A 22,787-nucleotide genomic window follows, 5' to 3' on the forward strand; every position below is an offset into this window, starting at 1 on the left:
TTGTTACCGCAAACGACACGCTGCCGCTTGGTGTTTATATCGACCTAACTAATGGCTCTAGATTCTAGTGAATTCAAACTAAAAAGACACTGTTAGTTAGATGGACACCAATGAGTTTTCATTAATTACAGACATACGGGCGTAAGAGTTACCCCAAACGCCCGCATCATACCGTTGATTTCATTCTTCTCTTAGAGAAGTTAGGGTGGGTTAAACTCGCGAGCCACCCAACCCTAGCCCTCCCCGTTTAAAAGGAGGGAACTCAATCAATTACTTTTTGTCTTCTTTGACTTCTTCAAACTCAGCGTCAACGACATCGTCTTCTGCAGACTGTTGTTGGCCTTCACCCGCTTGTTGTGCTTGAGCTTTTTGCTGAGCGATCTCCATCAGTTTTTGAGCAGCAGCCATAAGCGCTTGAACTTTAGCGTCGATCGCTTCTTTGTCTTCACCTTTCTTCGCTTCTTCAAGCTCAGTAATGGCCGCTTCAATCTTCACTTTATCGTCAGCAGGAAGAGCATCACCCGCTTCTTCAATTTGCTTACGAGTACCGTGAATCATTTGGTCCGCTTGGTTACGTGCTGTCGCTAACTCTTCGAACTTTTTGTCCGCTTCTTTGTTTGCTTCAGCTTCTTGGACCATTTTCTCGATTTCAGCATCGCTCAAACCGCCAGACGCTTGGATAGTGATCTTCTGCTCTTTGCCTGTTTGTTTATCTTTCGCAGACACGTGCAAGATACCATCCGCATCCAAGTCAAACACAACTTCAATTTGTGGCATGCCACGTGGTGCAGCTTGAATACCTTCTAGGTTAAATTGACCTAGCGATTTGTTGTACATGGCTTGCTTACGCTCACCTTGTAGAACATGGATCGTTACTGCGTTTTGGTTGTCTTCAGCGGTAGAGAATACTTGATTCGCTTTAGTTGGAATCGTTGTGTTTTTCTCAACCAACTTAGTCATCACGCCACCCATTGTCTCGATACCTAGAGACAGAGGCGTTACGTCAAGTAGCAGTACGTCTTTTACTTCACCCGCAAGCACACCACCTTGAATGGCCGCACCAACAGCAACCGCTTCATCTGGGTTAACATCTTTACGCGCTTCTTTGCCAAAGAATTCAGCCACTTTCTTCTGAACCATAGGCATACGAGTCTGACCACCCACTAGGATAACGTCAGTGATGTCGCCGACAGACAAGTCTGCATCAGCCAGCGCCACTTTTAGTGGCTCAAGCGAACGCTGAACAAGGTCTTCCACTAGAGATTCTAGTTTCGCACGTGTCACTTTCACGTTCATGTGCTTAGGACCAGCAGCATCAGCGGTGATGTAAGGCAAGTTCACATCTGTTTGTTGCGCTGATGACAACTCAATTTTCGCTTTTTCTGCGGCTTCTTTTAGACGCTGCATCGCAAGTGGATCAGTTTTTAGGTTGATGCCTTGCTCTTTTTTGAACTCATCAACGAGATAGTTGATCATGCGGTTATCAAAGTCTTCACCACCAAGGTGTGTGTCACCGTTAGTTGCTAGAACTTCGAATGTTTTCTCGCCTTCAACTTCATCGATCTCGATGATTGAAATATCAAATGTACCACCACCAAGGTCGTATACCGCGATAACGCGATCGCCACCTTGTTTGTCCAAACCATAAGCAAGTGCAGCCGCTGTTGGTTCGTTGATGATACGTTTTACTTCAAGACCTGCAATACGACCTGCATCTTTCGTTGCTTGACGTTGTGCATCGTTAAAGTATGCAGGAACCGTAATAACGGCACCAGTAACTGGCTCACCAAGAAAATCTTCAGCTGTTTTCTTCATTTTCTTCAGAACTTCAGCTGAAACTTGAGGAGCGGCCATTTTTTGGCCTCTTGCTTCAACCCAAGCATCGCCATTATCAGCCTTCACGATTTTGTAAGGCATGATTTCAATATCACGTTGAACTTCTTCGTCTTCAAAACGACGACCGATCAAACGCTTAATTGCAAATAGCGTATTGGTTGGGTTTGTTACCGCTTGACGTTTTGCAGGCTGACCTACTAGCGTCTCACCATCTGTATATGCAATTACCGATGCAGTTGTACGTTCACCTTCAGCGTTTTCAATAACGCGAGGTTTGTCGCCATCTAAAACAGCAACACAAGAGTTAGTAGTACCTAAGTCAATACCAATGATTTTACCCATCAGGCTATCTCCAAATAAATTCTATTTTTGTTTTATGCTACCCCCTATGTGGGGGAGGGAGAACAGGGTTTCAACCCTTACTCACAAACTAAACAAGGATGTTCGTTTCTCGTATGCCCAATAAATAAGGTCACTCAGCACCTTTTCAAGGGCAAAATTGAAAAAAGTTATGATATTTCGACTAAACAGCGTAAATAACGACTTTTTCAATCCCGAAATCACTTAGTGAAGGTTTCTATCTCGACATTAATCGATTTCGACATAAAAAAGAGAGGCGACGCACACCTCTCTTTGGCACTGAATAAATTAACGCCAATAAAGCATTTGGCTTATTTCGCAACTCTTTACTTTGATACCATGACCATTGCAGGGCGAATCACTCGGCCATTCAACTCATAGCCCTTTTGCATCACAAACATCACAGTATTAGGTTCATGATCTGGGCTCTCTTGAATTGACATTGCTTGGTGCAATTCTGGGTTGAATGTTTCGCCTTCAGGATTAATCTCTTTCAGGCCAAACTTTTCAACTACGCCAATGAAAGTTTTGTGTGTCAGTTCCACACCTTCCACCAGCGGTTTCACAACTTCGTTCTCAGCGTCAGCAGCTTGAATCGTGCGCTCTAGGTTGTCTAACACTGGCAACAACTCTTCAGCAAAACGGCTCAACGCATATTTACGCGCTTTATCGATCTCTTGCTCTGAACGGCGGCGCATATTTTCAACTTCCGCTTTCGCTCTTAGCACCGAGTCTTTTTGCTCTTGAATTTTTGCTTCGCTCGACAGTAGCGCCGCTTCTAATTGCGCAATTTGGGACTCTTTCTCATCGACTTCAACTTGTTCGTTCCAATCGATATCCGCGTCAGTACCAACGACTTCAGCTTCTTGACCCACTACTTCTTGCTGTAGTTCTTCTTCTTTGATTTTGTTTTCTTCGTTGTTCATGATATCTCCAGAATCCAACTATTTTGCGCTTAACCTCCACAGTTCAAAAAGTTAAGCACACAAAAATTCGCACAAAGGCATAACTTGCCCTTATTATGGGGATGAACAATCCTGATTCAAGCCTAATTAGTTTGGAAAATTTATGAAAAAACCATTTGAAGTGATCGCTATCATTGGAAAACCAAGAGATCAACAAGCCATTCAAACACATAAAGAGCTTTACCAATGGCTAACTTCAATGGGATATCCGGTCTTTATTGATGATCGTCTCAGCGAAATATTGGAAGGTGTACCTGCGGAACATTTCGCTAGCCTGCTTGAAATCGGCAAAAAAGCAGACCTTGCGGTAGTGGTTGGGGGCGATGGCAATATGCTCGGTGCCGCACGCGTATTATCACGCTTCGACATTTCCGTGATTGGGGTGAATCGTGGCAATTTAGGATTTTTGACCGATCTCAACCCAGAAGATTTTCAACCAAGGCTACTTGCAGTACTCAATGGCGAATATTTAGAAGAACAACGCTTCTTACTGGAAACAGAAATTCATCGCCACGGGCAAGTCAAAAGCCATAATGCAGCGCTTAATGAAGCCGTATTACACCCCGGCAAAATTGCACATATGATTGAATTTGAAGTCTATATAGATAATAGCTTCGCTTTTTCTCAACGCTCCGATGGCCTTATCGTTTCTACCCCAACGGGCTCTACCGCTTATTCACTTTCTGGCGGCGGGCCGATTTTATCTCCCAGTTTAAACGCCATTACACTGGTCCCCATGTTCCCGCATACCCTTTCAAGCCGCCCCCTAGTTGTGGATGGCAACCGCCAGATAAAACTGCTGGTTTCGCCTGATAATCGCGGAACACAGGAAGTTAGCTGCGATGGACAAGTATCCCTACCGGTTTCCCCCGGTGATGAAGTGCATATTTACCAAAGCCCAAATATTCTAAAGCTCATTCATCCTAAAGATTACAGCTACTATCACGTGCTAAGAAAGAAACTGGGTTGGTCGAGTAAATTGTTTTAAACCAACCTCTTCACCTTCTATTGACTGTCGACCTCGATTAATAATATCGAGGTCTTTTTTACAGGGAATCATTAATATTTAATGGGTTTTAAAATTTCTATTTATTTTCCATCATAAATTTACTTATCCTATAGCTGATTATTTGTGAGCCATGATTTATTCCATATTCAAGTTAAGGACTTCGATCACAATTATTATTTCTATCAATTTACTTACTGATCAACTTGGTTAAGAATCGTTCCATCAGTCAACCAGCTATAACTCACCACGGATTTAGATATGAGTAAAAATCTAAAAATTCAAGATAAGTTATGGTCAAGCTCCCTAGCTTGGTACACGCACGACTATCAAATCTCAATTTTACCATCTTTTGCACACGCCTAGCCTGCTTGGTTGTTTCTGCATTCTTTCGAATCCATTAAACAATCAACATCAACACTAAATCTATTTATATCGTTTTTCGATGCTTGCATTCATCTTTATTAATTTAAAGTTGTTGCTTGGTTATTCTCAAATAGATTTATTTCACTCGAATTTTATCGCTAATTATTTGGCGCGATATTTTGCACTCTAAATATATAAAGGGTGCTGACTAATATCGCCTGACGAAATTTAAATTATTCAAAGGTATTATCATGGAAAACTTTAAACACTTACCAGAACCCTTCCGCATTCGTGTTGTTGAACCAGTAAAACGTACAACGCGTGAATATCGCGAAGAGGCCATCCTTAAAGCGGGTATGAACCCATTTCTTATCGATAGTGACGATGTATTTATTGACCTTCTCACTGATAGCGGCACAGGCTCTATTACTCAAAGAATGCAAGCAGCAATGCTAATGGGTGACGAGGCTTACAGTGGCAGCCGCAGCTACTATGCGCTGGCGAATGCGGTGAAAGATATCTTCGGTTATGAGTTAACTATCCCAACTCACCAAGGCCGTGGTGCAGAGCAAATCTATATTCCTGTTCTAATTAAAAAACGTGAGCAAGAAAAAGGCCTCGATCGTTCAAAAATGGTGGCGCTGTCTAACTACTTCTTCGACACCACTCAAGGTCACACTCAGGTTAACTGCTGTGTGGCGAAAAACGTCTATACCGAAGATGCGTTCGATACGTCTGTCAATGCAGATTTCAAAGGTAACTTTGATATCGCGAAACTGGAAATGGCAATTGAAGAAGCAGGGCCTGCGAACGTACCTTACATTGTCAGCACGATTACTTGTAACTCTGCCGGTGGTCAGCCTGTCTCTATCGCTAACTTAAAAGCGGTATACGAGATTGCTCAACGCTACGATATTCCTGTCATCATGGACTCTGCGCGTTTTGCTGAGAATGCTTACTTTATTCAGCAACGCGAACCGGGCTATCAAAATTGGACTATCGAAGAAATCACTCGTGAAACCTATAAATACGCAGATGGTTTAGCCATGTCTGCTAAGAAAGATGCAATGGTTCAAATGGGTGGTCTATTGTGTTTCAAAGATGAATCGATGATGGACACTTACACGGAATGCCGCACGCTTTGTGTGATTCAAGAAGGTTTCCCTACTTATGGTGGTCTTGAAGGTGGTGCAATGGAGCGTCTTGCTGTCGGTCTATACGATGGCATGCGCCAAGACTGGCTAGAGTACCGTATCGGCCAGGTTCAGTACCTTGTTGATGGCCTAGAAGCCATTGGGGTTGTGTGTCAGCAGGCTGGTGGCCACGCAGCATTCGTTGATGCAGGTAAACTATTACCTCATATCCCTTCGCATCAATTCCCGGCTCATGCTTTGGCCTGTGAACTCTACAAAGTAGCCGGTATTCGCGCGGTGGAAATCGGTTCGTTACTATTAGGCCGTGATCCTGCAACGGGTAAACAACACCCTTGTCCTGCTGAGTTGTTACGCCTAACCATTCCTCGTGCTACTTACACTCAAACGCACATGGACTTCGTTATCGAAGCATTTGGGAAAGTAAAGGAGAATGCCCACAACGTGAAGGGACTCGATTTCACCTACGAGCCACAAGTGCTACGCCACTTCACTGCCCGTCTAAAGGAAGTTGAATAATCACTAACTAAAGCGCGCCTAATTGGCGCGCTATTTCCTTCTAAATCGAGTAAAACAAAATCTATAAATTTAGCAGGCTTTTTTGTGAACCTCGTCAAACTATTTAATGAACATTTAATAATCAATTCAAAACTAATTAACCCCATTGAATGAAGTAAAATTCACTAGAAAGCCAGAGCTATCAAGCAACATAAATCACTTCCTGTCGCAGGCACTAAACTCAGCGCAGTTTCCAATACTCATAGTTTTCTGATAGGCATCTTTACTGTATAAAAAAACAGTTTATACTGTTCACTTATACAGTGTTATTTGATTATATAGGTACAGAAATGCTGGCTCATTTAAGTGTGAATAATTTTGCTATCGTTAAATCATTGCAGTTAGAGCTTTCCAAAGGAATGACTACCATTACTGGCGAAACCGGTGCGGGTAAATCCATTGCAATTGACGCGCTCAGTTTATGTCTTGGTGGCCGTGCGGAAGCAGGAATGGTCAGGCAGGGTGAAGAAAAAACCGAAGTCAGCGCCGCCTTTATTTTGGACAATAACCTCAACGCCACGCGCTGGTTGGAAGACAATGACTTGCTCGACCAAAAAGAGTGTATTTTACGCCGAATCATCACCAAAGATGGCCGCTCTCGTGCCTTCATCAATGGCAGCCCTGTGCCTCTTTCACAACTCAAAGCTCTAGGTCAATTACTGATCAACATTCACGGTCAACACGCCCATCATCAACTGATGAAAAGTGAGTATCAAATGAGCATGCTGGACCAATACGCAGGTCACGTGAATCTTGTCAAAGAGACACGCTTAGCCTACCAAATGTGGCGTCAAGCAGATAACCAGCTCAATCAACTCAAAGAAAATAGTCAACAAAACCAAGCTCAAGTTCAACTGCTGGAATATCAAATCAAAGAGCTCAATGAATTGGCGATTGGTGAAGAAGAGTTCACCGAACTCGAACAAGAGCACAGACGTTTAGCCAACAGTGGCGAGCTTGCTACCACTTGCCAGCAAGCCATTGAACTTATTTATGAGGGGCAAGAAGTCAATGCGCTAAGTTTGCTGCAGTCAGCCAACCACGCCTTGCTTGAACTGGCCGAGTTAGATGAAAAACTTGCCACCTTACCCAACATGGTGGCTGAAGCCATCATCCAACTCGAAGAAGCCAACAGTGAATTGCGAAACTATCTGGACAGTATCGATGTCGATCCTGAACGTATGGCTTATGTAGAAGAACGTTACTCTAAAGTGATGTCCATATCGCGCAAACACTACATCGCTCCTGAAACGCTTTACCACCACCACCAAGATCTGCTCAAACAAATAGCGCAACTTGACTGCTCTGAAGATAAATTACAAGAACTGGAAAGTAACGTTGCCAAACAGTATCAGCAGTTTGCAACCTGTGCCGACAAACTGCATAAGTCTCGTAGCCGTTACGCGAAAGAGCTGGATAAATTAATCACCAATAGCATGCACGAACTGAGCATGGAAAAAGCCAAGTTCTGCATCGAAGTTAATCATGAAACAACGCATCCATCACCACTGGGTTTTGACACCGTAACCTTCTTAGTCTCGACCAACCCGGGTCAACCGCTGCAGCCTATCGCTAAAGTCGCGTCAGGCGGAGAACTGTCACGGATATCTCTAGCAATCCAAGTGATCACCGCTCAAAAAGTAGACACTCCTAGCCTTATTTTTGATGAGGTCGATGTTGGTATCAGTGGCCCGACAGCAGCGGTAGTCGGAAAAATGCTAAGAACATTAGGTGAATCAACTCAAGTACTGTGTGTGACTCACTTACCACAAGTGGCAGGCTGCGGGCACCAACAACTGTTTGTCAGCAAGCAAGCCAAAGCAGGAAAGACAGAAACACAAATGAAACGATTAGATAATGAACAACGCGTCGCTGAGCTTGCTCGTCTTTTAGGGGGTAGCCAAATCACCGAATCTACCCTTGCTAATGCGAAAGAACTGCTGATCGCCGCCTAAGCTGACATTTTTCTTTTTAGGTTTGCAACCAAACTCAAAATTTGCAGTCTCAACTAGCTCGTAGCTCAGTCTATTTTTTACTTCTGCTGCGAGCTTGTTTATTATCAGTCCAGTTTTACGACCTATTGGCAAAGAATTTTGAATATGCAGTTAAAAAAGTGGTTAATCGCAGTCCCTTTAGCAATGACAATGCTGACTGGGTGCTCTTTATTAGAAAAACTCGTTTATCGTATTGATATTAACCAAGGCAACTACGTTGAACAGCAAGCCGTCGATCAACTCAAGTTCGGTATGAGCAAAGAACAGGTTAGGTTTGTCATGGGGTCGCCGATGCTTATTGAAAACGGTTATCCCGATACTTGGTATTACATTTATCACCACACGGAAGGCCACAAAGAATCGATACAGAAAAACCTGATTGCGACATTTAATACCGCAGGTGCTTTGATGGAAATCAGTGGCGACTACCCTGCTAGCGAACGGTTTTTTGAAGGCGTAAACTGAACGAAAACACGTTCAAACAAATGATACCCAGAGCGCACCTCACAATGAGTGACACTAACGGACAGGGCTCATAACGAGCCCTTTATCTTGCACCCAATACCGCAGCAAAGTTTACTGTTGCGCTTTTGCCTGCTCGGCTCTCTTGCGACGGATCTCTTTAGGATCGGCCAATAACGGACGATAAATTTCAATGCGTTCACGGTCTCTGACCGTCGAATCTAGCTTAACGTTACGACTAAAAATCCCGACCTTATTTTTTGATAAATCAATCTCTGGGTAGAGTTCAAGCACACCGGATTGTTGAATTATCGTTTCGACGGTTGAGTTTTTATCTACCACCAAATTCAGTACTCTTTGCTCATGAGGCAATGCATAGACTACCTCAACATGGATCATCTCAGATTCAATACTCATTACTGATACACCTGTTTCGCTCGTTTGGTAAATGCGTTAACCATATTACTAGTCAAGTCGTTGAATATCTTGCCAAAAGCCAATTCCACCATTTTGCTCGAAAATTCAAACTCCAGTTTAAGTTCAACCTTGCAGGCCTGTTCATCAAGTGCAGTAAAATACCAACCGCCTTTTAAAGCCTTAAAAGGACCATCGACCAAATTCATCAAAATAGCTTCACTGGCCACCAACACATTCGACGTTGTGAACGTCTTACTTATCCCTGCCTTTGAAACATCCACCGAAGCCACCATCGACAAATCGGAAGATTCAATAACGCGAGAACCAGAACAACCTGGCAAAAATTCAGGATAACGAGCAACGTCATTCACGAGATTAAACATTTGTTCTGCACTAAAAGACACTAAAGCAGAACGACTGACTTGCTTCATATTCTCTCCTCATCACCACCGAAAGAGTCTGGTGTGTAACAATTTTACTTTTATTCTTATCCTACGCAAATAAAAGGATTTCCTAAGCTCAAACCAAGCCGTATAATGCCACCACTATGGTAAAGAAAAAATCAAACTCAAAAGCAGGTAGCAATACCATTGCTGTAAATAAAAAAGCTCGCCACGAATACTTTATCGAAGATGAAGTAGAAGCAGGCATGGAGCTCCAAGGCTGGGAAGTCAAATCTCTTCGTCAAGGCAAAGCGAATATCGCAGAAAGCTACGTTTTCATGCGAGACGGAGAAGCCTTTGTTTCCGGAATGACAATAACGCCACTGCAGCAAGCATCCACTCACGTGGTTGCCAACCCAACTCGCGTGCGCAAGCTGTTAATCAGCCGCCGTGAACTGGACAACCTTTATGGACGCATCAACCGTGAAGGCATGACACTTATCGCACTATCACTGTATTGGTCTCGCTCTTGGGTGAAAATCAAAATTGGTGTAGCGAAAGGTAAAAAACTGCATGACAAACGTGATGATTTAAAAGAAAAAGATTGGGCAAGAGAGAAAGCACGCGTAATGAAGAGCTCATTGCGTTAATCTTGACCACTTAGACGCAGAAAGCTAGACAGACAAAGGTTTTCTGGTAGTATGCGTCAACACACTTGGGGCTGATTCTGGATTCGACGGGAATTTTGCAGTCTGAGGTGCATGCCGTGGGGCGGTTTGCCACGTTAAAAGCCGCAAAAAAATAGTCGCAAACGACGAAAACTACGCACTAGCAGCTTAATAACCTGCCAAGAGCCTTTCTGCCCTAGCTTCCGCTCGTAAGACGGGGAACAACAGAGAGTCAAAACCAAACAAGCTCGTGCCGCGTCTCCCGCCTGAGAGACAAAGCATTAAAACTAATTCAGGATAGCCATTAGATAGCGTGTCGGTTCGCAGTTTGATGGTGAAATTAAAGATCGAATAAGCATGTAGTACCAATGATGAATGATTTTCGGACGCGGGTTCAAATCCCGCCAGCTCCACCAATCATAGTTTAAAGACGTCTCCGGACGTCTTTTTTCTTTTCTAATCCCTTGTCATATCTAGCTTTAAGTGGTTCAGGGAGTCTCATCGAGATTCACTTACGTAACACTGCTACAGCTCACCTCAACCACTTTGTTCATTCAAGGTAACTGTTCATTTATTACGAACAACTTGCATCACTGTACAAACTATTAACGCCCTACTTCCTATCGCAGCTTTCATCGCTGAAATCATCCATTCTGCTCATCAAAACTTTTGACTTACAGATTACGAGTAACAATTTACTCACAACTTAAAAGAAAATGACTTTAAGAGTAAAACTTGACTCATTGATAAGTAGGGTGTTGTCGATGGAAGAACTAACCGTACAAGCTTTTATCAAAGGTGAATGGATAGATATTGGTATTATCTCGTTCCCTAAAAGTAGCCAACATAATTTCCGAGTAACTGAACTCAACTACCTCAGCGACTATGCGCTAGAACATCACGATAAAGATGACTTTCACGCTGTTTCACTCAACCACCCTGTCTCATTCTTTTTTAATGACATGGGTAAACCTGGATGGTTAAAGTTTCTAGACGATATTATGCCTAGCGGCGCTAGTAGACGGTACTGGGTTAAATACCTAGATATTGAAGACCTTAGTTCAGATGAACAAGACTATGTTTTGCTCAAGTTTGGCACGATGTCGCCTATTGGCAACTCAAACCATTTGGCTTAAAAGTCGGGCTGCTCCCTTCTTCTCCCGATGCGTTAAAATCGCTATTGATAGATGGTGAGGATGGGTAAAATGCTCAGTATCAGCGCTCTTGCTTTAGATTGAATTGCTATAACAAGCTAGTATTTTTAAATGATTTAGGAATACATGGACGCGGGTTCAGTTCCTTTTGAAGTAGGAAATTGATGATTTTGCCAGGTGGTTCTAAACAATCGCAACTCAATGACTATCGCTCAATAAATAGAAAGCGCACCAATCTCAACTTAGGACGCCACCCTGATGTTTCTCTTGTACAAATGCGGAGGTCAGTTTACACACCCGCAGTTATGCATTCGTTTGTTGCTGATGGGTAGCGACTGTCGTGAGTTTATCGGCGCGGAAAAGCTTGTAAGCCATAATGCCAATAACCAACGCTTTGATGATCATCATTTGTGGGTTACCGAAATAGGCAGCCATACCAACAAACCCCGATAAGAACATGAGCAAACGGAACCTTTTCAGGTCAGTCATATACAGTGCCAACAAAATTAACGCGAGATCGCCAAACTGCAAGGCTTCGGCAAGTGTGGGGTTATTGATAAAGCTGCTTACGGCCACATAAGCAATATAAAGAATACCGCTCGCCATCAAAGCCGCAACAGAATTGATCACCATTTTGCTGGTGTTAGTAAAATCTTTCACATATCGATAGGCGTTAATGGCACCAACCGACAGGTTAAGGATGACTTTAGGCCACCAGCCCATCAAAATTGACCAAGCAATGTCATTCGCAGCCGAAGCAAATGCAGCATAGCGAGTAAACTTCATCGAATTAAAAATAGTGAGTGATATATAGAATGCGACAGATGTCCATCCTAATACTTCGCGTAATATATCAAGCAAAATATGGTCTCTTTTTACATAGAATCATCATCCACAACAATGAAACTATCTGCTACTAATAAGGCCAGTAGTGGTTTATAAACCCACCACCTAGCCGTTGGGCGCAGGATAATATCACGGCATTCGGTATAAATCCTAGAAAAGACTCTTATCAATACACGCTTATTCTCGAAAATATGTTTCTCAATTTTGGAAACAAAACTGCAAACTCAACAAACGCATCACCACTCCCCTTTTGACACATTCAATCATCCCTGAATGAAAATTAACTGACGTACGCTAACTCATTCAGCGAGGAGAACGAACCGCAACCACTTTCGTCTCAATCAACTGGTAGCGAATCCCTGCTTGGTCAAACGACTGGCGCAGCGCCGTTAAATTCCGGTGATAGGTCACTTGCCGACCAGATGCCGTCTTCACTTTCATTACCATATTACTCATACACTTATCCTCTACACTTAACCGATTGGTTGCATCAAACTATGCTATTTTGAATATTTATAACCAAACAACTTGGAGTTGCAGGTAGCAAGGAAATCGTTATTGTGCGAACTCTTTGAGTGCTGCCATCGCCTTTTCTGCCTTCTCTTTTTGCACAAAAATATGGTCATGATAATAGCCCGCAATCACATTAGCGCTGATGTCATACGAAGCTAGCTTAGTTGCAAAAGCGGCCGTTAAACCCACCGCCTCTAAACTTGAATGAACCGTCAGCGTAATTAAGCTGAATACCGATTCAAAATCGAGCTGCGCCGCAACGGCTTTTTGCTGCTCAACGACCAAGGTCAGCCCTTCACGCTCTTGAAATGTCGCCACGGGTTCTAAATGCAAATAATCGGCTAATGCCCCTTGCACAGTACAAAACACATAACTTCCGCCCACCAACTCGGGTGACATGGATTGCAGTAAAACCTCTAAATCAGTAATCGCTGTCATATTTTTCTTTCTCATTCAAATTGAAGCCGAAGTGCAGAGTAAAGCCCTCTGTGGAATAAGTGAAATTAATAATATTAATGGTTAATTAGTCATTCTTATTGAATAGAACATCACTTGAGTTCTATGGCGACTTTAGGCTAACTGTCTGCGCACGAAAAACTTAAAACAACTCAGTTGATCACACTTGTACTGCAATCAATTGAGCCTTTGGTATTAGATAGTTAGAATAGCGTTCACTTTGAGGAGCGATTATGTCTATCGAGTTCTACAACCAAAATGCCCAACTGTTTTTTGCATCAACCAAAGAAGTAGATACCCATTCGCTGATGGAACACTTTACGCCCCATATTCCAAAAGGGGGCATCATCCTTGATGCTGGTTGTGGTTCTGGCAGAGATGCAAAAAGTTTCATTGAGCAGGGTTATAAAGTGGTGGCATTTGACGCCAGTGAAGAATTAGCAAGCTTAGCATCTCAACTGCTTCAAATTCCGGCCACCGTTTCAACCTTTGCTGATTTTCAAAGTGATCAATCTTTTGATGGTATTTGGGCTTGCGCATCGTTACTGCATGTTGGTGAATTGGATCTTCCAGATACCTTTACTCATTTAGCTTCTCAGCTAAAACCATTAGCCCCTTTATATTGTTCTTTTAAATATGGAACAGGGGAAGTGGAACGTGATGGCCGTCGATTTACCAACGGTGATGAACAACGTTTAGCACAGTGGATCGCTCATGCCCCATTGAATGTGGCAAAAATCTGGATAACCAATGATTTAAGAACGGATCGCCAAAACGAACAGTGGTTGAATGCTATTTTAATAAAAAGTGAAGAGCGATGAGCGCTCATAGAAACAAGGGTCTAGCCACTTTATATAGCGGTCCAAAATTAAGTGCGGGAGGGAAACAAGACCCGCTACTTCCTAAGTTAATCCAAGCCATTAACCACGCTAGTGAAATAGAGATCTCGGTTTCTTTCGTTCAACCTTCCGGATTGGATTTACTATTTGACCCTATTCTTGACGCTCTAAAAAGTGGAGCCTCACTCAAATTACTGACTTCGGACTATCTAGCAATAACCCACCCAGTCGCATTACGACGCCTTATGATATTGGCGGAACGTGGAGCGCAATGCCGTATTTTTACTTGTGAAAGTCAACATAGCTTTCATATGAAATCCTACATTTTTGTTAAAACAGAACAAGGGATCATCAGTGAAGGGTGTGCTTGGGTCGGTTCAAATAACATCAGTAAAACAGCATTACTACAAAGCTATGAGTGGGCTTTACGCCACGATTTTGAGCAACCAGCCACTTCACCCGCAGCGCAAGAATTTGAATATATTCGTGAGCAGTTTTCAGCTATTTTTTCTCATGAACAGAGTATGACTCTCTCCCATCACTGGATAGACGACTACTTACTGCGCTACAAAAAACTGTCAACGCAACGTTCATTAACACTGTTGGATGGAGCCGATGAAGCACCGGAGATACCTACCCCAAACTCAATGCAAGTGTTGGCTTTATCAGCGCTAAACCAGAGCCGTGAGCAAGGCTATGTACGTGGCTTGGTTGTCTTAGCGACTGGAATGGGAAAAACATGGTTAGCCGCTTTTGATGCCCAACAGATGCAAGCAAAACGCGTCTTGTTTGTTGCCCATCGAGAAGAGATTCTGACTCAAGCTGAAAGCACATTTAGTAAATTAATACCTAACGCTAAAACTGGCTTATACAACGGAGCTGAAAAAACAGAGGAAGCTGATTATCTTTTTGCTTCAGTCGCCACCTTAGGTAAAAAAGCGCAGTTAGCGCGCTTCAAAGCCGATGATTTTGACTATATTGTTGTCGATGAATTTCATCACGCGAGTGCGCGTAGTTACCGAGATTTACTCGCTTATTTCCAACCAGTGTTTCTTTTAGGCTTAACCGCAACACCCGAGCGCTCTGATCAAGCCGATATATTATCGCTTTGCGACAACAATTTAGTGTTTGAGCGTAACTTGGTGCATGGCATTGATGAGAAAATTTTAGTGCCATTTCATTACTACGGTATTTACGATCAATTCGTCGATTATCAAGAAATCCCTTGGCGCAATGGTAAATTTGACCCCACAGCTTTGGACAGTGCATTTGCAACCAAGCAGCGTGCCGAACATATTTATCAACATTGGTTTGGCAGAAAACAACAGCGCACATTAGCTTTCTGTATTTCTAAACGTCATGCCGATTACATGGCGAAATACTTTTCCAAACAAGGCATTCGCGCTATCGCCGTCTATAGTGACTCTCGAATACGTCGAAACGACGCCCTAAAACAGTTGAATGAAGGAAGTATCGACATTCTTTTTTCTGTCGACCTGTTCAATGAAGGAACCGATCTACCAGCGATTGATACCATTTTGATGATTCGTCCCACCGAATCAAAAATACTCTTTTTACAGCAATTAGGCCGCGGTTTGCGCCAATCTCCGAGTACAGGTAAACAGCAATTAATGGTGTTAGATTTTATCGGTAATCACTCTTCATTTTTAAATCGGCCCGCAACCCTACTCAATGTGGGTTCACTGAAAGAAATAGTCAAAACGACCAACCAAACCACTTCGTTAGCGGCCGGTTGCTATGTCAACTTTGATCCACAACTGCTGCAATTTTGGCAAACCTTAGCAAAACAGATACGTTCAACTGCGGCTGAAGATTACCAAGATCTCAAGCATCAACTCGCACACCGACCAAGTGCCGCCGAATTTTTCCACCATGGCTATGATCTCAGCAAAGTACGCCGCTCGATGAAAAGTTGGTTTAGGTTCGTGGCAGACCAAGAAAGTGACTTAGCACTGACTCAACGACTGACGAAATATGACGAGTTTTTGCTCAAAGCAGTCGAAATCACAGCGATGAGCAAATGCTTTAAAGCCGTTTTACTTGAAGCACTATTAGAGCTTGATGGTTTGAGAAAGCCCCCAACATTGAATGAGCTAGCGATTCAAAGTCATAAAGTGTTATCACGTAGACCTGATTTGATGCGACGAGATCTCACCGAACAAGCCAAGCAATTTAGCGCCACAGGATCCGAATGGCTAAATTACTGGAATCGAAACCCAGTCAAAGCGTTTACAAGCCCAGACTCTTCTGGCCATGCATGGTTTAAGGTGGATAATCATCGCTTTGTACCCACTTTTGCTGTAGACAATGCCGATTTGCCACAGCTTCATGATTTTATTCAAGAACTTGTCGATTTGCGCTTTGCCGAATACATACAGCGAGTCAGTAAGCAAGAAGCACACTCAAACTCGAAGCCAATCCAAACTTCGGCAAAGATCCTTCCGTTGCCAAACCAAGCAGGCGAAAAAGGTACCTATTTGCCCCTCTACCCCGATCTAAAAATTGCTTGCGGTCATTTCAAGCAAGGTAGTCATGATACTCAAGAGCAATATTTAGTCGCCGCTGGTTACGGTAAGCTTGATCCAACAAGACATTTCATTGCCCCCGCTTCAGGTAACTCAATGAATGGAGGTAAAAAACCGATTCAAGATGGTGATTTACTACTACTTGAATGGGTCACACCAAAGAGCGCAGGTTCAATTTCTAATCTGGTCATGGCGATTGAAACTCAAGATGAAACGGGTGATAACCACTACTTGCTACGCGTAGTACGCAAAATAGGACCAAACCATTATCAGCTTGAGGCACAAAACGCTGACTACGCTCCTATGCTCGCAACCGACAGCATGCGTACTTTTGCTCGGCTCAAAGCTATCCTCCGTTAATATTGCGTGCTTCCTGACGCTCGATTGGGAAAATAAACATAAAACCAAAATAACCACCAGTTGTTTTGTGACATGCAGCAAATAAAGAGACGATAAATTTGCGCTTAAAATAGCGATTCAAATCACCTTTTCAGCGCATTTACTCCCATAAATCCTCTTCACACATCACATAAAACCGCGCGAATGTTACTAGCCACGGTTTATTTCCATTTGGAAGTGGAAATAGGGCTTATCCACCCTTGATCCCTTTTACGCTATTTTCTTCTCCAAGCTAAACATTTGGAGAATCCCACGGTGCAAAACTCTCAACCCATTAGCATGGATGATGCACAGATTATAGAGCTTGGCTTGTCGCTCACCGAACGAGCCATTGCCTTGCTTAATTCACACGCTATCTACCCCGATTCGCTACAGAAAAAAATGCTCGAAACACACATCAAAGCGATGGTTTGGCGCTCGTTTAGCGGTGAATCGTTGCCTGAACTTGATATGGAGATGTTTGATGAAATCTCTCCTATTTGTTTCACCTTGGCCGAGCAAGTGTGTCGTTGGATGGAGAACCTCGCTTATGAAGAAGCGCATCTGCTTTCGGTCCATTTTGAAGTAGCTAAAGAAAACGAATTAAACCCAACAGCAGGAGAAACAACATGTCAGTAATCAAAGTCGTTATTGGTGATCGCATGGGCAAAGGTCAGAAAGTAGGAGCAGGTGCTCAAGCGGCAGGCGCTGAAGTGACCGTTATTCCAGGCATGGCCGCAGACATGAAGTTAGGTGATGTCATGCATCAGCAGCAAGCCGATTTAGGGATCTCTTTTTGCGGCAGCGGCGGCGCAGGTGCTATCACAGCACAAACAAAATATGGCTATCAATGCCGTTATGGTATGCGCTCTGTTGAGGAAGGGATAACCGCGATCAATGAAGGCTGTGTGGTTTTGGGTTTCGGCTTTATGGATAAAGAAGAGCTGGGCGAAAAACTGGTGAAGGCGTTTGTGGCTAAGCATGGCGTCAAAGCATGAAAGAGCAGTTAACCACTAAGGTAACCGTGAGTGGCAAGGGCGAAACAAAGCAGCAGGCTTTTGCCGCGGCTTTAAGCCAAGTACAACCCACGTTGCTTAAGAATAACGCAAAAGTTCTCCTCCGGATTGAGCCGTTAGACGTCAACGTTTTGCAAGCAGAAGAGAAAGTAACGCGAGAGAAATTCCTTTTCTTCTTTCTTGCAAGAGATCGACGCCAGTACAGCGTCAAGCTAGAGGTTACGGTCAGCCTGACCCACATCGATGTGGAACAGGTCGATTTCAAACGTTAACAGGTCACTATAAGGATCCCTGACATGTTTCTTATCATTCTCTTTAAGTCCATCATCATTGGTGGCTTAGTCGGTATCGGCGTTGGAGTAGGCGCGGCAAGGATGTTCCATGCTCCAACTATCCAAGGTATGGGTGCATTTCGTACTCTGGGAGAGTTGAACTCGTGTGAAGGCGACCCTGCCTCTCACTTCTCTTTTGGGCTTGGATTCTTCTTTAATGCTTGGGCCTCAACGGTTGCGGCAGGGGCATTCACTCAAGATGTTGACCACCGCATCATCCCGAACTGGGGCGCGGCGGCGCTGATGATAAAAAACCGCGACCTTGCCACTACCTTACATGATCCAAAACGAATGGGCATTGCTTGCGCCATTATCGGTGCGATTGTGGTTGCGTTTCTTAACTCAACGGCGGCGGCCGTTCCTGCGGCGCTGCAAGTCACGGCGGTAAAGGTATTAGTACCTGCGGCAAACTTACTGGTGAATACCGTCATGCCGGTTATTTTCTGGCTAGCGGCAATTGAAGCGGGTAAAAAATCGGGCTTTTGGGCCACTATCTTTGGTGGTTTAGCTCAGATGATTATGGGCAACGCCGTTCCTGGTTTGGTGCTGGGTATTTTGATTGGTAAAGGTGTTGAAGAGAGTGGTTGGAACAAAGTAACCCAGATCATGATGGCGGCGATTATTGCACTGTTTGCGTTAAGTGCTTTCTTCCGCGGGTTCGACATGAAATTTATCGAAGCTTTCCATATGCAAGTTCCTTTGTGGCTTGAAAATATCCATCTCATGATCAGTGGCAAATAAGGAGTTGACCATGGACGAAAAAATGAAACACAACTTTTGGTATGCCGACTGGTCTTTCCCGATTTTCGTGGGCTTGCTTTCAGCCGGGGTTTTTGCCGGAACGCACATGTACTACTTATACGGTGTCGGTGCTTTTAACGAAGTGGCGTTTGTTTCCATGCTGCGAGCAGGGATGGATACAGGCGCGTACGGTGCGGTGGCCGCTTTTGGTGCAAGCTTTCTGTTTGCACGCATCATTGAAGGTTCGCTCGTGGGCATTTTGGATATCGGTGGCGCAGTGCAAACCGGTGTGGGTTTAGGGATTCCAGCTTTACTACTGGGTGCTGGCATTGTTTATCCTCTTGAAAATTTCACCGCTTCGTTAATCACAGGCATGCTCGCTGGTTTGGCGATTGGTGGCTTAATTGTGCTGGCACGTAAATTTACCATCAACCAAAGCGATTCAACCTACGGGGCTGACGTAATGATGGGGGCCGGCAATAGCTCCGGCCGTTTTCTTGGACCATTGATCATTTTATCTGCGATGGCCGCTTCTATCCCAATTGGGATCGGCTCTCTAGGTGGTGCATTGATTTTCTATGTGTGGGGTAAACCGATTACGGGTGGTGCCATTCTCGGAGCGATGGCGTTAGGAGCTCTTTTTCCTATCGCACTGTAAAACAAGCTGGGGTTTAAATTCTACTGAGAATCGCTCTTCGCGCCGATGAGCGAAGAGCGTGAGATGCAAATTATGTATGACATCCTGATCAAAAATGCCCAACAAGCGGGTGGGTGTAGTATCGATATCGCCCTTCAGGGCAACAAAATAGCGGCGGTGGGCGATCTTGCTGGTTCATTGGCAAAACAGACCGTCGATTTAGATCATGACGTTTTTGTGAGTGCTGGTTGGATTGACGGCCACACTCACTGCTATCCGAACTCGCCTATTTATAACGACCACCCCGATAACGTTGGGGTGTCCGGTGGCGTGACGACTGTCATTGATGCGGGCAGCACAGGCACAAACGATGTGGATGATTTTGCGCAGCTTGCAGCGCAATGCACAACCCATGTGCACGCACTACTTAACATCTCGAAAATTGGCTTGTTGCGCCAAAATGAACTGGCCGATGCTAACGACATTGATCTGGATAGCGCAAAGCAAGCACTGCTTCGTCATCCCGAATTTATTGTCGGCTTAAAAGCACGCATGAGCGGTAGTGTTGTCGGCCACAATGGCTTAATGCCACTTCATGCAGCCAAAGCATTACAGCAGCAATGCGGCTGCGTTCCATTGATGGTGCACGTCGGTAATGCGCCGCCAGATTTGGATGAGATTGTCGCTCTACTGGGCAAAGGCGATATTCTCACTCACTGCTTTAATGGCAAGCCTAACCGCATTCTTGATTGTCATGGGGAAATAAAAAGCAGCGTTCAGCAGGCCAGAGCTCGAGGCCTGAAACTTGATATCGGCCACGGCAGTGCCAGTTTCAGTTTTGAGGTGGCTGAGCAGGCCATCGCACAAGGGATTTTGCCCGATACGATCAGTTCTGACATTTACTGTAAGAACCGGCTCAATGGCCCGGTTTACGGTCTTGCCCACCTGATGTCGATGTTTTTTACGCTCGGATTATCCCATGAGCAGATCATTGAGCGCGTGACGAGTCAAGCTGCGCAAGCACTTCGCCTAGCGAAAAAGGGGCTCTTAATTGCAGGCTATGATGCCGATTTAACGCTCTACACCATCAATAAAGCATCGGTTAACTACACCGATACTCATCACCAGCATCGAACTGGACAACAGAGATTTACGCCTCTTGCTGCCATTATTGACGGCAAGCTTGTATTGACTGAACAAGGACAACAGCATTATGTCTTCCATTCTTGAAAAATATCACTTGAAACAAGTGATCAACGCATCTGGCCGTATGACAGCTCTTGGTGTTTCTACTCCGCAACCCGAAGTGGAACAGACTGTCTGTTTTGGGATGAACAACTACTTTGAAATGAGCGATTTGGTGAACAAAACCGGCCAATATATTGCTCGTTTGCTGCAAGTTGAAAATGCAGTCGTGGTCTCATGTGCTTCAGCGGGGATTGCACAGAGTGTCGCGGCAGTCATTGTGCGTGGTAACCCTTATCTGCTTGAGCATCTGCATGCAAAAACGCACTCGATCGCAACGGATATTGTGATCCCCAAAGGGCATAACGTCAATTATGGTGCCCCGGTTGGCAGCATGGTAAATCTTGGCGGCGGTAACCTGATTGAGGCCGGTTGGGCTAATGAATGCAGCGCAGAACAATTAGCCGCGGCAATCACCCCCAATACCGCCGCCATTCTCTACATTAAATCGCACCATTGTGTGCAAAAAAGCATGTTAACCGTGCCACAAGCGGCCAAAGTGGCTCAAGACCACCAGCTTCCGCTGATTGTTGATGCAGCAGCAGAAGAGGATCTACAACTCTATTATCAGCAAGGGGCTGATCTGGTGATCTACAGTGGTGCGAAAGCGATTGAAGGCCCAACCAGCGGTTTAGTGATTGGGAAACATCAATATGTGGAATGGGTTAAGCAGCAATCTGCAGGGATTGGCCGTGCGATGAAAGTCGGTAAAGAAGGCATTTTAGGCCTAACGCATGCCATTGAGTTGTACTTAAGCCGCCAACCAGAAACCGGCCAACAAATGGTGGATAAAATGATGCCATTTATCGAGGGGTTAAACCGTATTGAAGGGATAAGCGCGCGCGTGGTTTGGGACAGTGCAGGCCGAGATATCGCACGTGCAGAAGTGAGTTTTGATGCCAAACAATTTGGTATCAGCGCTAATCAAGCCGTCACACGCCTCCAAAATGGTAACCCAGCAATTTACTGCCGCGCTTACAAATCCAATGAAGGTTCGGTGGAATTTGATGTCCGCAGTGTTTCATCTCATCAACTTGAACTTATCCTTAGCGCCATGAACCAACTGAATCAGGAGTCATTAGAATGTCTTTAAGCCCTAATTTTTACGCTGACCGTGTATGTCTCAATGTGCTGGCGGGCTCTCATCATAATGCGATTGAAGTCTACCAAGCCGCACAAGGCCATGTGTTGGTCGGTATGCTCTCGAAAGATTACCCAGATACTGCAAGCGCTGCAGCTGATATGAAAGCGTGCGCTGAAAAAATCGAGAATGCTTTATCGATTGGCCTTGGCGCAGGGGATCCCAAACAATCGGATATGGTGACGGCTTTAGCCGGAATACTGCAGCCTCAGCATGTTAATCAAGTCTTCACTGGTGTGGGGGCTACGCGTCAAGCGCTGGGTCAAAATCACACTATCGTGAATGGTTTGATTTCACCATCAGGCACTGTTGGCTTGGTTAAAATCTCAACTGGCCCGAAAAGTTCCGGCATGGAAGAAGCGGTTGTTCCCGTTGATACCGCGATTGCCATGTTGCAAGATATGGGCTGCAGCTCAGTCAAATTCTTCCCAATGCAGGGGCTAAAATGCAAAGCTGAGTACCAAGAAGTTGCCAACGCCTGTGCTCGTCATCACTTTTGGTTAGAGCCAACGGGTGGTATTGATCTAAACAACTTTGAAGAGATTTTACGCATCGCTCTCGATGCTGGGGTCGAAAAAGTCATTCCACACATTTATAGCTCAATCATCGATGAACAGACCGGACAGACTCGCCCCGAGGATGTGAAAACCCTGCTGGCCATGACTCAAAAACAACTGGCACATTCATAACACCGACGCCGGAGCATGTGCTCCGGCATAACAAAGCGTTGGCTATCTATTGCCTTTAGTGCATTTTACCTTTTAGATAGCGCTGTTC

General features: G+C 44.5%; 22 protein-coding genes, 1 other RNA gene and 2 pseudogenes. 18 read left to right on the plus strand and 7 right to left on the minus strand.

Annotated features, from left to right (window positions below; genetic code table 11):
* Positions 1 to 270: 270 nt before the first annotated feature.
* Positions 271 to 2,178, minus strand: a complete 1,908-nt coding sequence (gene dnaK / locus AACV20_RS17165) for a molecular chaperone DnaK (protein ID WP_013857431.1) — start codon at positions 2,176 to 2,178, stop codon at positions 271 to 273.
* A 344-nt stretch (positions 2,179 to 2,522) separates the two neighbouring features.
* On the minus strand, positions 2,523 to 3,122 hold the full coding sequence (grpE, locus tag AACV20_RS17170; protein WP_038148829.1) for a nucleotide exchange factor GrpE: 600 nt from the start codon (positions 3,120 to 3,122) through the stop codon (positions 2,523 to 2,525).
* A gap of 142 nt (positions 3,123 to 3,264) precedes the next feature.
* On the opposite strand from grpE, the gene nadK reads away from it, so the two are divergent.
* The 4 genes from nadK to bamE all read left to right on the plus strand — a co-directional run bounded on the left by nadK (position 3,265) and on the right by bamE (position 8,701).
* The gene (gene nadK / locus AACV20_RS17175; RefSeq protein ID WP_013857433.1) at positions 3,265 to 4,149 is read left to right on the plus strand and encodes an NAD(+) kinase; all 885 of its coding nucleotides are present in this window, start codon (positions 3,265 to 3,267) and stop codon (positions 4,147 to 4,149) included.
* 635 nt (positions 4,150 to 4,784) lie between these two features.
* Complete coding sequence (gene tnaA / locus AACV20_RS17180) at positions 4,785 to 6,203, plus strand: tryptophanase (protein ID WP_017043367.1); 1,419 nt, start codon at positions 4,785 to 4,787, stop codon at positions 6,201 to 6,203.
* Positions 6,204 to 6,532: 329 nt separating this feature from the next.
* A complete protein-coding gene (recN, locus tag AACV20_RS17185) occupies positions 6,533 to 8,197 on the plus strand; it encodes a DNA repair protein RecN (protein WP_029388392.1) in 1,665 nt (554 codons plus the stop codon).
* 144 nt (positions 8,198 to 8,341) lie between these two features.
* The gene (bamE, locus tag AACV20_RS17190; protein WP_010319506.1) at positions 8,342 to 8,701 is read left to right on the plus strand and encodes an outer membrane protein assembly factor BamE; all 360 of its coding nucleotides are present in this window, start codon (positions 8,342 to 8,344) and stop codon (positions 8,699 to 8,701) included.
* Positions 8,702 to 8,812: 111 nt separating this feature from the next.
* On the opposite strand, the gene AACV20_RS17195 is transcribed toward bamE, so the two are convergent.
* Positions 8,813 to 9,115, minus strand: coding sequence for an RnfH family protein (locus AACV20_RS17195; RefSeq protein WP_170907696.1), 303 nt, complete (start codon positions 9,113 to 9,115; stop codon positions 8,813 to 8,815).
* A complete protein-coding gene (locus AACV20_RS17200; RefSeq protein WP_170907697.1) occupies positions 9,115 to 9,546 on the minus strand; it encodes an SRPBCC family protein in 432 nt (143 codons plus the stop codon). The genes AACV20_RS17195 and AACV20_RS17200 overlap by 1 nt, the downstream gene beginning before the upstream one ends.
* A 116-nt stretch (positions 9,547 to 9,662) precedes the next feature.
* On the opposite strand from AACV20_RS17200, the gene smpB reads away from it, so the two are divergent.
* The 4 genes and pseudogenes from smpB to AACV20_RS17220 all read left to right on the plus strand — a co-directional run.
* Positions 9,663 to 10,148, plus strand: coding sequence for an SsrA-binding protein SmpB (gene smpB / locus AACV20_RS17205; RefSeq protein ID WP_013857439.1), 486 nt, complete (start codon positions 9,663 to 9,665; stop codon positions 10,146 to 10,148).
* A 67-nt stretch (positions 10,149 to 10,215) separates the two neighbouring features.
* Positions 10,216 to 10,582: a transfer-messenger RNA gene (gene ssrA / locus AACV20_RS17210) on the plus strand.
* Between the two features lie 348 nt (positions 10,583 to 10,930).
* Positions 10,931 to 11,284: pseudogene (locus AACV20_RS17215) on the plus strand (type II toxin-antitoxin system HipA family toxin); the annotation flags it as partial.
* Between the two features lie 2 nt (positions 11,285 to 11,286).
* A pseudogene (locus AACV20_RS17220) lies at positions 11,287 to 11,370 on the plus strand (transcriptional regulator); the annotation flags it as partial.
* Between the two features lie 253 nt (positions 11,371 to 11,623).
* On the opposite strand, the gene AACV20_RS17230 reads toward AACV20_RS17220, so the two are convergent.
* The 3 genes from AACV20_RS17230 to AACV20_RS17240 form a co-directional block, all read right to left on the minus strand.
* A complete protein-coding gene (locus AACV20_RS17230) occupies positions 11,624 to 12,181 on the minus strand; it encodes a hypothetical protein (protein WP_170907699.1) in 558 nt (185 codons plus the stop codon).
* 288 nt (positions 12,182 to 12,469) lie between these two features.
* Positions 12,470 to 12,622: a hypothetical protein gene (locus AACV20_RS17235; protein WP_013857464.1), complete on the minus strand. Its 153-nt coding sequence runs from the start codon at positions 12,620 to 12,622 to the stop codon at positions 12,470 to 12,472.
* 99 nt (positions 12,623 to 12,721) lie between these two features.
* Positions 12,722 to 13,117 (minus strand): ACT domain-containing protein, encoded by a 396-nt coding sequence (locus AACV20_RS17240; protein WP_170907700.1) that lies wholly within the window; start codon positions 13,115 to 13,117, stop codon positions 12,722 to 12,724.
* A gap of 251 nt (positions 13,118 to 13,368) precedes the next feature.
* Here AACV20_RS17240 and AACV20_RS17245 point away from each other — a divergent pair, with 251 nt between their 5' ends.
* The 10 genes from AACV20_RS17245 to dagF all read left to right on the plus strand — a co-directional run bounded on the left by AACV20_RS17245 (position 13,369) and on the right by dagF (position 22,699).
* Positions 13,369 to 13,956 (plus strand): class I SAM-dependent methyltransferase, encoded by a 588-nt coding sequence (locus AACV20_RS17245; RefSeq protein WP_170907701.1) that lies wholly within the window; start codon positions 13,369 to 13,371, stop codon positions 13,954 to 13,956.
* Positions 13,953 to 16,880, plus strand: coding sequence for a DEAD/DEAH box helicase family protein (locus AACV20_RS17250; RefSeq protein WP_170907702.1), 2,928 nt, complete (start codon positions 13,953 to 13,955; stop codon positions 16,878 to 16,880). Before AACV20_RS17245 ends, AACV20_RS17250 begins: the two co-directional genes overlap by 4 nt.
* Positions 16,881 to 17,174: 294 nt before the next feature.
* Positions 17,175 to 17,537 (plus strand): transcriptional regulator, encoded by a 363-nt coding sequence (locus tag AACV20_RS17255; RefSeq protein WP_228209387.1) that lies wholly within the window; start codon positions 17,175 to 17,177, stop codon positions 17,535 to 17,537.
* Positions 17,528 to 17,896 carry an SFCGS family glycine-rich protein gene (locus AACV20_RS17260; protein WP_017042958.1) on the plus strand — a complete coding sequence of 123 codons (369 nt, stop codon included), beginning with the start codon at positions 17,528 to 17,530 and terminating at the stop codon, positions 17,894 to 17,896. The genes AACV20_RS17255 and AACV20_RS17260 overlap by 10 nt, the downstream gene beginning before the upstream one ends.
* Positions 17,893 to 18,186: a DUF4312 family protein gene (locus AACV20_RS17265; RefSeq protein ID WP_017047947.1), complete on the plus strand. Its 294-nt coding sequence runs from the start codon at positions 17,893 to 17,895 to the stop codon at positions 18,184 to 18,186. Before AACV20_RS17260 ends, AACV20_RS17265 begins: the two co-directional genes overlap by 4 nt.
* Positions 18,187 to 18,210: 24 nt before the next feature.
* On the plus strand, positions 18,211 to 18,987 hold the full coding sequence (locus AACV20_RS17270) for a DUF4311 domain-containing protein (RefSeq protein ID WP_017045612.1): 777 nt from the start codon (positions 18,211 to 18,213) through the stop codon (positions 18,985 to 18,987).
* A 10-nt stretch (positions 18,988 to 18,997) separates the two neighbouring features.
* Positions 18,998 to 19,645, plus strand: a complete 648-nt coding sequence (locus AACV20_RS17275) for a DUF4310 family protein (RefSeq protein WP_017045613.1) — start codon at positions 18,998 to 19,000, stop codon at positions 19,643 to 19,645.
* 45 nt (positions 19,646 to 19,690) lie between these two features.
* Positions 19,691 to 20,854: an amidohydrolase/deacetylase family metallohydrolase gene (locus AACV20_RS17280; RefSeq protein ID WP_212752632.1), complete on the plus strand. Its 1,164-nt coding sequence runs from the start codon at positions 19,691 to 19,693 to the stop codon at positions 20,852 to 20,854.
* The gene (locus AACV20_RS17285; protein WP_170907703.1) at positions 20,838 to 21,962 is read left to right on the plus strand and encodes a DgaE family pyridoxal phosphate-dependent ammonia lyase; all 1,125 of its coding nucleotides are present in this window, start codon (positions 20,838 to 20,840) and stop codon (positions 21,960 to 21,962) included. The genes AACV20_RS17280 and AACV20_RS17285 overlap by 17 nt, the downstream gene beginning before the upstream one ends.
* On the plus strand, positions 21,953 to 22,699 hold the full coding sequence (gene dagF / locus AACV20_RS17290; RefSeq protein ID WP_170907704.1) for a 2-dehydro-3-deoxy-phosphogluconate aldolase: 747 nt from the start codon (positions 21,953 to 21,955) through the stop codon (positions 22,697 to 22,699). Before AACV20_RS17285 ends, dagF begins: the two co-directional genes overlap by 10 nt.
* Positions 22,700 to 22,787 lie beyond the last annotated feature (88 nt).

This window comes from Vibrio sp. B4-6, assembly GCF_963888245.1.
GTDB classification, from domain to species: Bacteria; Pseudomonadota; Gammaproteobacteria; order Enterobacterales; family Vibrionaceae; genus Vibrio; species Vibrio anguillarum.